The organism is Rhodococcus sp. NPDC054953 (genome assembly GCF_053609225.1).
Map to the genome: position 1 here is coordinate 12,451 of NZ_JBSGXD010000017.1, position 12,480 is coordinate 24,930.

Sequence of the window (12,480 nt, forward strand, 5' to 3'; positions counted from 1 at the left end):
GACCGGATGCGGGCCGGAAAGTCATCGCTCGCCGTCACTGAAGGGATCGCACCGAGCCGACCGGAAAAAACTTCGTCCGCGGATGTCGAAGCCGGTCACTCGGCAACGAGGTAGCCGTGAACGACCCGATGCCGACGAGAGGACACCACCATGACGATGCACGAGAACGAGAACGAAATCACCCAGCCGGTACCACCACCGGCCGCGAACCTCCAGCGTCTCGACCGGCTCGTTGGCACGTGGCGGATCACCGGCGGAGCCGAGGGGACCGTGACCTATTCCTGGATGGAGGGCCGCTACTTCCTGATCCAGCAGGTCGACCTCGAACAGTTCGGTGAGTCGATCATCGGCACCGAGATGATCGGCAACCTCCGTCCCTTCGGCGAGGCACCGGGCGCGGACGTCGTGTCCCGGTTCTACGACAGCCAGGGCAACACGCTGGACTACGTCTACGAACTCGACGGTGACACGTTGACGATCTGGGGCGGGTCGAAGGGCTCGCCCGCGTACTTTCGTGGGACCTTCAACGCGGACGACACCGTCCTCGACGGTGAATGGGTGTACCCGGGGGGCGGCGGCTACCCGTCGACGATGACCCGGACGGCGCAGTGATTCCGATCGAGCGAGGAGATCCGATGAAGTACATGCTGTTGGCGTACACGAATCAGGCGGAGTGGGACGCCGTGGATGTGACGAGCCCGGAGTTCCTGGCCATGTGCGAGTTCTACGAGAACCTCGAACGCGAACTCACCGATACCGGTGAACTCGTCATGACACAGGGACTGTCGGATCCGTCGCTGGCCAAGACCGTGCGCAGGGTGAACGGGACGCCGATCGCCTCCGACGGTCCGTACGCCGAGACCAAGGAGGTGCTGGCCAGCTTCTCCATCATCGAGTGCGCGACGCACGACCGTGCACTGGCCATCACCGCGCGCATCGTGGAGGCGATCGGCGACACCGTCGAGCTGCGACCGGTGATGGAAGGCGATCCCACCGAGGTCTGAACGACCGTGGACGAGGTCACCTTCGGGCACCTGCTGCGCGATCTCGCGCCGCAGGTGCTCGGCGCGCTGGTGCGGCGGTACGGACACTTCGACGTTGCGGAGGATGCCGTGCAGGAGGCGCTGCTCGCGGCGGCGCTGCAGTGGCCGGGGGAGGGGGTGCCCGCCGATCCCCGACCCTGGCTGATCCGGGTCGCGTCGCGGCGGATGGTCGATCAGCTGCGCAGCGATCAGGCTCGGCGGCGCCGCGAGGACGGCGCGATTGTGCGAACCCCGGATGACGAATTGCGGGCGCCGCCAGCGGATGTCGGCCCGTCGGCCGACGAGGACGACTCGTTGACCCTGCTGATCATGTGCTGCCACCCGTCGTTGAGCGGCGCCTCGCAGGTCGCGCTCACCCTGCGTGCGGTGGGCGGGCTGACCACGGCCGAGATCGCCAGGGCCCTGCTCGTGCCGGAATCGACGGTCGGCCAACGCATCAGCCGCGCGAAGGCCCAGATCAAGCGTTCCGGTGTCGCCTTCGCACTGCCGCCGCAGCACGAGCGGGCCGATCGGCTCGACGCGGTCCTTCACGTGCTGTACCTGATCTTCAACGAGGGGTACACCAGTTCCTCCGGTCCGAGCCTGCATCGCGTTGAACTGTCGTCCGAGGCGGTCCGCCTCACGCGGATGCTGCGCGAGACCGTCCCCGACAACGGGGAGGTGGCGGGGCTGCTCGCGCTGATGCTGCTCACCGATGCCCGCCGGCCTGCGCGCAGCACCGCCGATGGACGGCTGATCCCGATGGCCGAGCAGGACCGCGGACTGTGGAACCGCGACGCCATCGACGAGGGCATCGGGATCGTCACCGACGCGATGTCGCGGACGGCGCTGGGCCCCTACCAACTCCAGGCCGCCATCGCCGCGCTCCACGCGGAGGCGCCCACCGCGGACGCCACCGACTGGATGCAGATCCTCGGCCTGTACACCCTGCTTGAGACGGTCGCCGACAATCCGGCGGTGACGCTCAACCGAGCCGTGGCGACGGCGATGGTCTACGGACCTCGGGCGGGGCTGCGGCTGCTGGGCACCGTGGACGGCGACCCGCGGTTGTCCCGGTCGCACCGACCCGACGCGGTCCGCGCCCATCTGCTCGAGCTGACCGGCGACCTCGACGCCGCCGTTGCGCTCTATCGATCCGCCGCCCGCAAGGCAACGAGCATCCCCGAGCAGAACTACCTGCGGGCGCGGGCGACCAAACTCGGGGATGCGCGCTAGCTACCTGAGAACCACGCCTACAGCGTGCCGTTCTCGATGTCGCGCTTCATGGCCTGCTGATTCTCGAGGTGCGCGGCGACACCGTTCTTCACCGCGTAGTCGATCAGCACCGCGGGGGCCCGGAACACCAGGTGCTGGACGACCGTGGTCGTGCCTGCGTTCTCGGTGAACGTGACCTTCTGGTTGGTGATCACGCCGGGCGCGTCCCAGGTGTCGGTGGTGTACCAGCGTTCCGCGGCGTGGATCCGCTGCTGCCCGACGGTGCGTGCGGGAATCGACGCCGAGCCGGCGGGGATGTCCTCGAGGGCGATGAACTCCCAGACCTCCGCGTCGCCGTCGGTGTAGGTGCGGCGGTCGACGATGCCCGTCAGGAGCGGGTGTCGCCCGAGGCTGTTGTACAGGTTCGAGTACGCCGGGAACACCCGATCGGCCGGCGCATCGATCTCAACGGGCAGGTCGACGGTCACGGTCGACAGCGCCCAGTCGGCCTGGCTCAACTCGAGCCGATAGGCCGCCCACGAGGCCTCCCATTCCAGGTCCACCGCGGACGAGGACGAGGACGAGGACAGGGAACCGGTGTCGGCCGCGGCGACCCCCACCCCCACGTTGCCCAGCGCGATCCCGGTGACGAGGGCGCAAGCTGCGAGAAGCTTGGGTACCTGCTTCCCGGACCGCTGGCCACCGAGCTGCTCAGGACGTTCGACCATTCTGTTTCCTCACCCGTCGAGACCGTTGCCGCCCTTCGGCAACCGAGCGAATGATACGCGGACCCACCGCCCGGCGAGTCGTATGGGATCAATCCCGGCAGAACACCTTTCGACTGCTCGAACGTCGACCCGACCGCGTTGCGGCCACTCGGATCCGGGGAGCGATACCCTTGCTGCCTCAGGTCCGCAGGGCAGTGGCGTCGCGATCAGGAAGGGATGTCCCCTATGCAGTCGGGAGTCCGGGTGCGGGTGGGCAATCTCCCGCACGAACTCACCAATTTCGTCGGCCGTCGCCGTGAGCTGACGGAGGTGCGTCGGCTGCTGTCCGAGTCGCATCTGGTGACGCTGACCGGGATGGGCGGTGTCGGCAAGACCCGGCTGGCGCTGCGGGTCGCGGCGAACCTGCAGGACGACTTCGAGGACGGGGTCTGGCTCGTCGAGCTCGGGGCCCTCCCCGAGCCGCACCTGCTGGCGGACACGGTGGTGGCCGCGCTCGGGCTCCGCGAACGCGCGGCCCGGTCGCCGCTCCCGCTGCTCATCGACTTTCTCGCCGACCGGCGCGCGCTCATCGTGCTCGACAACTGTGAGCACCTGGTGGCGGAGGTCGCGGAGCTGACGAAGGCCGTCCTGAGCGCCTGCCCCGAGGTGCGGATCCTGGCGACCAGCCGGGAGGCTCTTGCCGCGGGGGAGGAGGCGGTGCTGCGGGTTCCGCCCCTGACGGTTCCGGATCCGGATACGGCGGCATCGCTGCGGAGTCTCGGCGGGTACGAGGGCGTCGTCATGTTCGAGGCGCGTGCGCGCTCCGCGGTTCCCGGGTTCGGCCTGACGGTGGACAACCAGGCCACGGTCGTGGAGATCTGCCAGCGGCTCGAGGGCCTGCCGTTGGCGATCGAATTGGCCGCCGCCCGGCTGCGCGCACTGTCGCTGCAGCAGATCCTGCTTCGGCTCACCGACCGCTACCGGCTGCTGACCACCGGCACACGCGTCGCCCCGTCGCGGCAGCAGACGCTGCGGCTGTGCATCGACTGGAGCCACGGCCTGCTCGGCGACCGGGAGCGGACGTTGTGGCGCAGGCTGGCGGTGTTCGCGGGAGGCTTCGAGGTCGACGCCGCAGCCGAGGTCAGCGGCTTCGCCGACGGGGAACTGGCGGACGTGCTCGGCTCCCTGGTGGACAAGTCGATTCTGATCCGGGAGGAGGCCGGCGGGGTCACCCAGTATCGGATGCTCGAGACGATCCGCGAGTACGGGCTGGAGCGGCTGACCGAGGCCGACGAGTCGGCGCTGCTGCGGCAACGGCACCACGACTGGTGCGAGCGGCTGACGCTGCAGGCGGAGGCCGAGTGGATCGGGCACCGGCAGCTGGAGTGGCTCGCCCGGTTCGACCGGACCCGCGCCGACCTGCGCGCGGCGCTGGAGTTCAGCGTCACCGCCGCGGCGAAACAGGATGCGGCGCTGCACATGGTCATCGCGGTCTACCCCTATTGGGTCTCCCGCGGCCTGTACAGCGAGGGGCGGTACTGGATCGAGCGGGCGCTGGCCCGGGCCGACGGCGCGCCCGCCGCGTCGCGAGTGACGGCGCTGTGCCTCGGCAGCATGCTGGCGTTGATGCAGGGCGACGTTCCGGCGGCCCAGACGTGGACCGATGCCGCGTGCGCCCTGACGGACCCCGACGACGATCCGGGTGCGGCGGCGTTCGCGGTGTCCGCGACCGGCTACCTCGCCACGTTCTCCGGTGACTTCCCGCGCGCGACAGAGCGTTTCGAGGAGGCCCTGCTGACGCTGCGCACCGAGGGCAGCCCGCTGGCACGGGTCGGGACCCTCGTCGGACTCGCCATGGCGTGCGGGCTGTCCGGGGACCCGCGGCGCGCGATCGCCTGCCACGAGGAGGTGCTCGCCCTCACCGCAGCGGACGGGGAGTCCATGTACCGGTCCTATTCGCTGAGCATGCTGGGACTGGCCGTCTGGGAGGAGGGCGACACCCCGCGCGCGACTCAGCTGATTGAGGAGGGGATGCGGCTGACCCGACTCGTCGACGATCCGCTCGGCCTCGCGATGTGCCTTGAGATCCTGGGCTGGATCGCCGCCGACCGGCCCGAGCGGGCCGCCACGCTGATGGGTGCATCGGCATGGGTCGGTGAGGCAGCGGGCAGCCCCACGATCGTGATCCGGGACCTGTTGGGCCACCACGATCGCATCGTTCGCGAGTCGACCGATGCCCTCGGCCAGTCGTCGTTCGATGCCGCCTTCGCGCGCGGGCGTGGACTCTCCGTCGACGCGGCGATCGCCTACGCGCTCGGCGAGCAGGCACCAGTCGGGCCGCGTGCGAGCGCGCCGACAACGAAACTCACCCGACGGCAGCGGGAGATCGCCGAACTCGTCGCGCAGGGAATGACCAACAAGGCCATCGCGCAGCAGTTGGTGATCTCGCAGCGCACCGCGGAGGGGCATGTGGAGAACATCCTCACCAAGCTGGGCTTCACGACCCGTGCGCAGATCGCGGGATGGGTTCACGGGGGTGCGGGGCAGCAGACCTGACGGCCGCCGTCCGCCCCCCTTCCTGACCGACCCCCTTCCTGACCGACCCCCTCCCTGACCGAATGTGGGATTCGGTCACTTAGGCCGACCGAATCCCACATTCGGTCAGGGGGTGGGGAGGTCAGGGCGGCAAGGATGTCGGCCGCTGCAGCGTTGGCGTCGACCGCGTCGTCAGAGCAGTTCCTGGGTCGCAGGGTGTTCCCGGTAACGGTCACCGTCTGCGGGCCCGACCGGTAGGACAGGGAGATCCCACCGCCGTCCATCAACGCGATCATGCTCCGTTCGATAAGGTTCCCGACCACCGGAGTCCCCTCTCGGTCCGCTCGCCGCCGGTGATCGCGATGCCGTTGTGCGGCACGTCTGGAGCTCGTTGTGTGCCCACCAACAGCATCCGCGGCTGGTCCACAGCGCGGGCAGTCGCCGCTTCCCGGGGCCGAACTATCCGTACCGCCCGTGGTGGGGTCCTGGGAATTGCGAGTTCACCACCGGAAGCGATCTGGAGTCGGGGATGGAGACTGATTCGATCGGACAATGACGTTGTGTACAACGTTTGACCTGGCCTTATGCCTCCTTTTCGATTTCGGCGCCGGGGCGCGCGGTCAGCCCTATGCTGGCGCGGGCGGGTGTACGCAAAGGTTGTTTCCCGCCATTCCACGTCGAATGGAGGAAATTCTGTATGTCTCGAAACTTGGCCCGTCGCGGCGCTGCCCTTCTTGTCGGTGTGGCTCTGGTCGGTGGTGGGTTGACACTCGGTGGCGGTATCGCGTCAGCCTCCTCTGACGGAGCCATCGAGATCCCTGACGGCGATGGCGGCACGCTCCTCCTCGGAACTCCCGAAGAGATGGTCGGCAGTGTGGTCGGCTACGTTGCGAGCAGCGAGGTGGTCGATTGTTCTGTCGCGGGAGAAGGCCCCTTGGTGACCCCGTTTGAGTGCTTTGTGAAGTCCATGGTGTTTGGGCAGGGCCCGGCAATGTCGGTAGCGTCGTAAGTGGTCCGCGCTGAACTGGGGCTTTAGGGCTCTCCTCGATCAGTGCGCGTTGATCCGCTCCTGGAGTTGACCGGAGTGGATCAACGTCCGCGCCCTGTAATGGTCGAGGTTCGGGAAGCCCAATGCGGTGCCATGTCACGCAGGTGCTCGAGTTGGGTCAACTCCTCCAACCCCTCGGGTAGCCCGGTGCGAATCCTCGTGAGGCACTTCAGATCCCCAGGACGTCCTCCAACGCCTGCCACTGCCGCGTAGGCGGCGATCAGGTGCCGGTAGCGCCATACGGTGACCTCCACCGCCGCATGCGCGTCGTCTCGGTCGAGGGACCGCCACAGCGTCTTCTCGGTTGTCGTCCTTTGAGCGACGTTGCCTGACAAGGGGAGAGCGTCACGGCACCGATCGCGCATCGCGGGCCTCGCTCGGGTGGGAGCTACGGCACCGTCCAGGTACCGCCACCCGGCAGCAGCGTGGCCGGGGTCAGTGGGTAGCCCGGCGCGCCGCCTGCCGTGACCGCCGCAACCAGGATCCCGGAACCGGTCTCGGCCGCGTGGTCAGGGCCCGGCGTTGGCGCATAGGTTGAGGACCAGACACCGGCCACACCGGCCGAGCCGGTCGTGAGATTGCGCCAATGGACGACACATACGCAGTACGGCGTCTCGGTGCCGAGGAACACGGTGGTGCCAGGGGCGGCCGGATCGGTTCGGGCGGTGACGTGCTGGGCAACAGGTGGACCTGGGAATCCTGTCGGTCCTGTGGCGAGGCCGACGACCGGGATCGGGAGGACCGTGTCAGTCGGGGCGGCCCCAGCGGTCGGTAGACTGGTAGACAGCGGCACGAGGAACGCGACCGGGATCGCCGCGGTGGCGTACGCCGCTCGACGTCGAAGTTTGGTGCGAGACATGGCCCCACCTCCCACGAGGAATGTTCTGAGCGTAGACGGTCCAGCCTCCAGCGCAGGTCCGTGTCGATAGAACGAGAAACTGTGGGCACGTATGCCGGTGGTGAACTTCGGCCGAGTTGCTACCGTGCCAGCTCCGCCTCCTCGTCCAGTCGGCCGAGCTTGTACGGGTTCGCGATCGAGAAGATGCGGGTGATCCGTCCGTCCTCGATCGCGAAGCTGATCGCGCCAGCGAGCGCGCCGTCGATCTCGCCCCGGATCGCCGGATGGCCATTCACCCATGTGGGCCGCGCCTGGAACGGCAGGCCGAGCTTCGCGAGGCCACCGAGCAGGTAGCGGCTGATCTTGTCGGCGCCCACGATCGGGTGGCGAGCCGCGCCGCGCACGAAGCCGCCGCCGTCGGCGACCGACACCACATCGGGTGCGAGCACATCCATCAGGCCCTGCAGGTCGCCCGAGTTCACCGCGGCGACGAAACAGGCGACGACCGCCTCCTGTTCGGCTCGATCGGCCGTCACCCGCGGTCGCCGCGCGGCGACGTGTTCCTGTGCGCGGTGGGTGATCTGGCGAACGGCAGCCGTGGTCTTGCCGACCGCGGCGGCGATCTCGTCGTAGGGCACGTCGAACACCTCGCGCAGCACGAACACTGCGCGTTCGGTCGGCCCGAGTGTCTCGAGCACCGTGAGCATGGCGATCGACACATTTTCGGCGAGTTCGATGTCGTCTGCGACATCCGGGCTGGTGAGCAGTGGCTCGGGCAGCCACTGCCCGACATACGACTCGCGTCGACGCGACATCGTGCGCAGTTGGTTCAGTGCCTGGCGGGTGACGATCCGCACGAGGTAGGCGCGTTCGTCGCGTACGCCTGCGTGGTCGACGGCATTCCACCGCAACCACGACTCCTGCAGCACGTCCTCCGCGTCGGCCGCGGATCCGAGCAGTTCGTAGGCGACGGTGAAGAGCAGGGGGCGGTGGGTGACGAACGCGTCGTCGGTCATGATGTCGAGCCTACGGCCTTGAACGTGGTATCCGGCGGCTGCGGCCCGGGGGCAGACGCCGCGGTCGCCCGGGTCGCCAGAGGCGGGAGCTGACACGTGTCGGCGTAACCTTCCGAGTGGATCCCGAGGGCGACGTTCATCCGTGAACTCATGTTCATGAAGGCGACTTTGGCGGTGAGCTCGATCAGCGCGGCGGGGCCGAGTTCGGTGAGGAGTGCGGCCGACAATTCGTCGGTGACGGTAGGCGGTGTCTGGCTCATCGCCTCGGCGTATTCCATGACGTGGCGTTCGACCGGCGTGAACACCGACGCTTCGCGCCAGTTCGGCACCTGCCGGGCTTTCGTCTCGTCGAGCCCGTCGTTGTGAGCTTTGTAGTAGTTGAAGTCGAGGCACCAGCTGCAGCCGATGTAGGCGGCCGTCGACATCGCGGCATAGCTTGCGAGGTTGCGGTCGAGCTCGTCCAGCGCCTCGATCTTGCGGCCGATGCCCATTGACGCCCGCATGAGCGCGGGATGGTGGGCGAACACGCCCATCGAGTCCGGGACTTGGCCGAGCATCCGTCGGGATGCGATCTTCACGATCGTGCCGAAGAGTCCGGTGAGTTCGGTTGGCGGGATGCGGGCTGGTGTGGTCATCGTGTCCTCCTGGGGATCGTCGACGGCCGGGGTTCTGCCTCCCGGGTTGTCCGTCGACATGAAGACACCGCTCGGCGCGTGGTTGTGACATCCTGCTCGACAACGCCCCGACAGAAGTCCGGCCTGAATCGTCGTGGTTGGCCGACACCGAATGGCGAACAGGCCGCGCCCGGACCCCTGGCCCGCTGGCACATTGGTGGATCCGCTCGATGACGGGGTTGGACCGCCCTCCAGACGTTCGGGTGCTCGCGGTGTCCGCGACCGCCAACAGGGCTCCGGGGTCGGCCAGCAAGGCCAGCGAACTCGTCCGCTCGGTCGCGCACTCTCGCGTAGCCGGGTGTCGTCCAGGCCAGCCGTGTCGCGGATCGCGACTGCGTGCTCGCTTCAGCGAGAATCGGAGTGTGACTGCCAATGATCCACCTGACGGCTATCGTCCCCTGCCCGGCGAAGATCCGATCACCCTCGAAGTCGAGGGTGAGGTGTTCACACTCAGCATGCGGGATGACGGTGGGTGTGACTACGACTGGGAGTCAGGACCGAACCAGGGTTACGGATTTGGTGGCGGTCCGGTGAGGACGGTCGGCGACCCGGACGCGCGGTATTTGAAAAGCATGGACGAACACCGCGAGTCGATCAGAAGCTTTCTCTCCGACATCAACCCCGAGACTGGATACCTCGACTGACACCGGCCGGCGCTGAACCAGTGTCGGACGCAGCCCGCCGCGGGCCGAACGTGTGCGGGGCGGTATGGCGCGAACCGTCCGGCGTCGAGTAGCGCACTTGCCAGCGACCGGAGGGCAGACGGCGGAAGGTTCCGAACGACCAGGGGCGTGAGGGCATGAAATCGCGGGCTTTCCAGTCGGCGTGGGCACGTAGTGGGCACGCACGCGATTACGTGGTGCCCGGTACCCGCTGCCGTAACGTTCGCCCCGCCCTAAATGCGGTGCTCACCAGCGGTATTCGGTAGAGAGAGATTGAGCCGATGACGGGAATCGAACCCGCGTATTCAGCTTGGGAAGCTGATGTTCTACCATTGAACTACATCGGCACGCTGGGCAAACGCCACCCGACGAGTGGTGCAAGTCCCTGCGAGCGGCAACTCTAGCAGACGCCTGCTCGGTCGTGCGTCTACCCTCTAGGTCGTGCTTCTTTCCGACCGTGACATCCGTTCCTCCGTCTCCACTGGCCGTCTGGGTATCGATCCGTACGAAGAGTCGATGGTGCAGCCGTCGAGCGTCGACGTCCGCCTGGACCGACTGTTCCGGGTGTTCAACAACACGAAGTACACGCACATCGATCCGGCGCAGCAGCAGGACGAGCTGACCAGCCTGGTCGAGCCGGCGGAGGGGGAGCCGTTCGTGCTGCATCCGGGGGAGTTCGTCCTCGGGTCGACGCTCGAATTCTGTTCCCTCCCCGATGATCTTGCCGGACGGTTGGAGGGGAAGTCGAGCCTCGGTCGGCTCGGTCTGCTCACCCATTCGACGGCCGGGTTCATCGACCCCGGCTTCAACGGGCACATCACCCTCGAACTGTCCAACGTCGCGAACCTGCCGATCACGCTGTGGCCGGGGATGAAGATCGGCCAGCTGTGCCTGTTCCGGCTGACCAGTCCCGCGGAGAACCCGTACGGCAGCGCATCCGTCGGCTCCAAGTACCAGGGGCAGCGGGGCCCGACGCCGTCGAAGGCATACCTGAACTTCGCGAAGTCGCCGACGCCGTAACCCCCGACACCGGTGGGCAACACCGGATCGTCGCCGGACAGCGGAACCGCCTCGGTGGGAGGCTAACGGCCGGCTACCGGCTCCGCCCGCGCGGGCTGTCCGATCTGTCCGGACGGGGTCTGGCGCGGCGTTACCGGTTGGTTAGACTGCCCCGGGTTCGTAGTGCGCGCAATCGGGGGCGGGCACGCCGACAGACAAGGACGACGCGATGAGCGCGGTGCTGGGAGTCTCGGTCGGGGCCAGTGCTGTCCGCATGGCCACCCGCACCGACCACTATCACTCGGCCGATCAGCCGGGTGCCTTCGAGCAGCAGGCCGTCGACGTCGTCACCGGCCCGGTCGAGGACGTCGCCGCCCAGTCCATCGGGGTCCTCCTCGAACACGAATGGCACGGCGACATCGGCGCCACCGGCATCGTCTACGGCAGCGGAGTCGACGCGGACGCCATCCACGCCGCGATGGCCCGGCAGCACCTGTGGAACTACCAACTGGTACCCGAGGCCGCCGCCGTCGTCACCCTCCTCGAGAGCGTCGGGCAGCTCGGCCCCGACACCCACACCCTCGTCCTCTACGACCTCGGCAGCACCGGCGTCACGATCAGCGTCGTCGACCGCTACACCCGCAGCGTCATCACCAGTGAACGCAGCGACGTCGTCGGCGGCGACCAGTTCGACGCCCTCATCGCCGAACAGCAGGTGCGGGAACGGGGCCACGAACGCCCCGTCGACACCTGGGCCGCAGCGGAACTCACCGCCCGCTGCCGCACCGCGAAGGAGCAACTGTCCACCATCGGCGCGGTGTGCCTGCCGGGGGATCGCGGGCTGATCCTGCTGAACCGGGAACGGTTCGACGCGCTCATCCGGGTGCCCGTCGAGGGGTCCGCACGGCTGGCCCGCGAGGTCATCGCCGCGTCCGGACGTCGACCCGACGTGCTCGTGTTCCTCGGTGGGGGAGCGCGCATTCCACTGGTCCAGTCGGTGCTGCAGGGGTGGCTGGCGCTGCCCATCGTGCAGCCCCCGGAACCGGAGATGGTCGCCGCGCAGGGCGCCGCACTGCTCGCGGCACCGGTCGAGGCGACCCCGGAACCCGCACTGCCCGAACCGAACTGGTCGGACACCGCGACGGCCCCCGTCCGCCGCCTGCCGGGCGGGGCGACGCGCAAGCAGCTGGCCCTCGCCGGGTCCGCCGCGAGCGGACTGCTGGTGATCGCGGCGATCGGGCTGGCGCTCGACCGCGGCGACGACACCACCAGTCAGCGTGAGCCGGCCGTCTCCGAGGTCATCGTCGAGCAGACGACCCCGACCACCACCCCGCCGCGAACGACCACCACCACAACGACGCCGACTCCGACGCCGGCCGCGCCCGTGGTGACGGCGGACCGGGAACCGTCCACCACCGCCGAGCCGACGCCGCCGCCCCCGCCGGGACCGCGGTACCTGAACCTGCCCGCACCCATCCAGATCGAGGTCCCGCCGGGGCTGCAGCTGCCGCCCGGCATGGTGCGCTGACCGCGGACGTTCGGCCCGGTGGGGAAATCAGATCCCCCCGGGGCGCGGCATCGCGCGCGGCGTCAGGGAAGTGAGCGAAGAACAAGGCTGGGATCCCCCCAGCGGGGTGGCGGGGTACAGGGGGGTGTCTCCCCGCCACCGGCTCGATTGCACACAGGGGGGGAGGTGCAATCGAGCGTGCTGGACACCATTGGTGTCGTGTCCGAATCTACCGTGTCTTTCCCGATCTGTCTCAC

10 protein-coding genes and 1 tRNA gene are annotated in these 12,480 nt (G+C 68.3%); 7 read left to right on the forward strand and 4 right to left on the reverse strand.

Annotation, left to right across the window (positions count from 1 at the left end; translation table 11 throughout):
• Nucleotides 1-150: 150 nt before the first annotated feature.
• From ACWF62_RS13235 to ACWF62_RS13245, 3 genes are read left to right on the forward strand one after another with little or no spacing between them, the layout of a single operon-like run.
• A complete protein-coding gene (locus ACWF62_RS13235) occupies nucleotides 151-612 on the forward strand; it encodes a hypothetical protein (protein WP_378571000.1) in 462 nt (153 codons plus the stop codon).
• Between the two features lie 23 nt (nucleotides 613-635).
• Nucleotides 636-1,004 carry a YciI family protein gene (locus ACWF62_RS13240; protein WP_378571002.1) on the forward strand — a complete coding sequence of 123 codons (369 nt, stop codon included), beginning with the start codon at nucleotides 636-638 and terminating at the stop codon, nucleotides 1,002-1,004.
• 6 nt (nucleotides 1,005-1,010) lie between these two features.
• Entirely contained in the window at nucleotides 1,011-2,258 is a 1,248-nt protein-coding gene (locus ACWF62_RS13245; protein WP_378571004.1) for an RNA polymerase sigma factor, read from the forward strand.
• A gap of 17 nt (nucleotides 2,259-2,275) precedes the next feature.
• Here ACWF62_RS13245 and ACWF62_RS13250 read toward each other — a convergent pair whose 3' ends face one another.
• Nucleotides 2,276-2,965, reverse strand: coding sequence for a hypothetical protein (locus tag ACWF62_RS13250; protein ID WP_452630288.1), 690 nt, complete (start codon nucleotides 2,963-2,965; stop codon nucleotides 2,276-2,278).
• A 225-nt stretch (nucleotides 2,966-3,190) separates the two neighbouring features.
• Here ACWF62_RS13250 and ACWF62_RS13255 point away from each other — a divergent pair, with 225 nt between their 5' ends.
• A complete protein-coding gene (locus ACWF62_RS13255) occupies nucleotides 3,191-5,500 on the forward strand; it encodes an ATP-binding protein (protein ID WP_452630289.1) in 2,310 nt (769 codons plus the stop codon).
• Nucleotides 5,501-7,505: 2,005 nt separating this feature from the next.
• On the opposite strand, the gene ACWF62_RS13260 is transcribed toward ACWF62_RS13255, so the two are convergent.
• Both ACWF62_RS13260 and ACWF62_RS13265 read right to left on the reverse strand, forming a co-directional pair.
• Nucleotides 7,506-8,381 carry an RNA polymerase sigma-70 factor gene (locus tag ACWF62_RS13260; RefSeq protein ID WP_452630290.1) on the reverse strand — a complete coding sequence of 292 codons (876 nt, stop codon included), beginning with the start codon at nucleotides 8,379-8,381 and terminating at the stop codon, nucleotides 7,506-7,508.
• A complete protein-coding gene (locus ACWF62_RS13265) occupies nucleotides 8,378-9,016 on the reverse strand; it encodes a carboxymuconolactone decarboxylase family protein (RefSeq protein WP_378571014.1) in 639 nt (212 codons plus the stop codon). Before ACWF62_RS13265 ends, ACWF62_RS13260 begins: the two co-directional genes overlap by 4 nt.
• Nucleotides 9,017-9,417: 401 nt before the next feature.
• Between ACWF62_RS13265 and ACWF62_RS13270 the strand changes: the two genes are divergently transcribed.
• Nucleotides 9,418-9,699, forward strand: a complete 282-nt coding sequence (locus ACWF62_RS13270) for a hypothetical protein (RefSeq protein WP_378571016.1) — start codon at nucleotides 9,418-9,420, stop codon at nucleotides 9,697-9,699.
• Between the two features lie 294 nt (nucleotides 9,700-9,993).
• Here the strand turns inward: ACWF62_RS13270 and ACWF62_RS13275 are convergent.
• Nucleotides 9,994-10,064: transfer RNA gene (locus ACWF62_RS13275), tRNA-Gly, on the reverse strand.
• Between the two features lie 94 nt (nucleotides 10,065-10,158).
• Between ACWF62_RS13275 and dcd the strand changes: the two genes are divergently transcribed.
• Nucleotides 10,159-10,737 (forward strand): dCTP deaminase, encoded by a 579-nt coding sequence (dcd, locus tag ACWF62_RS13280; RefSeq protein ID WP_378508972.1) that lies wholly within the window; start codon nucleotides 10,159-10,161, stop codon nucleotides 10,735-10,737.
• 208 nt (nucleotides 10,738-10,945) lie between these two features.
• A complete protein-coding gene (locus tag ACWF62_RS13285) occupies nucleotides 10,946-12,244 on the forward strand; it encodes an Hsp70 family protein (RefSeq protein WP_452630291.1) in 1,299 nt (432 codons plus the stop codon).
• The last annotated feature ends 236 nt before the right edge of the window (nucleotides 12,245-12,480 follow it).

Excerpts from the sequence above, each read along its gene's own strand:
- ACWF62_RS13285 (WP_452630291.1), top strand. The coding sequence starts at position 10,946 with ATGAGCGCGGTGCTGGGAGTCTCGGTCGGGGCCAGTGCTGTCCGCATG.
- ACWF62_RS13255 (WP_452630289.1), top strand. The coding sequence starts at position 3,191 with ATGCAGTCGGGAGTCCGGGTGCGGGTGGGCAATCTCCCGCACGAACTC.
- ACWF62_RS13250 (WP_452630288.1), bottom strand. The coding sequence starts at position 2,965 with ATGGTCGAACGTCCTGAGCAGCTCGGTGGCCAGCGGTCCGGGAAGCAG.
- ACWF62_RS13265 (WP_378571014.1), bottom strand. The coding sequence starts at position 9,016 with ATGACCACACCAGCCCGCATCCCGCCAACCGAACTCACCGGACTCTTC.
- ACWF62_RS13235 (WP_378571000.1), top strand. The coding sequence starts at position 151 with ATGACGATGCACGAGAACGAGAACGAAATCACCCAGCCGGTACCACCA.
- ACWF62_RS13260 (WP_452630290.1), bottom strand. The coding sequence starts at position 8,381 with ATGACCGACGACGCGTTCGTCACCCACCGCCCCCTGCTCTTCACCGTC.
- ACWF62_RS13240 (WP_378571002.1), top strand. The coding sequence starts at position 636 with ATGAAGTACATGCTGTTGGCGTACACGAATCAGGCGGAGTGGGACGCC.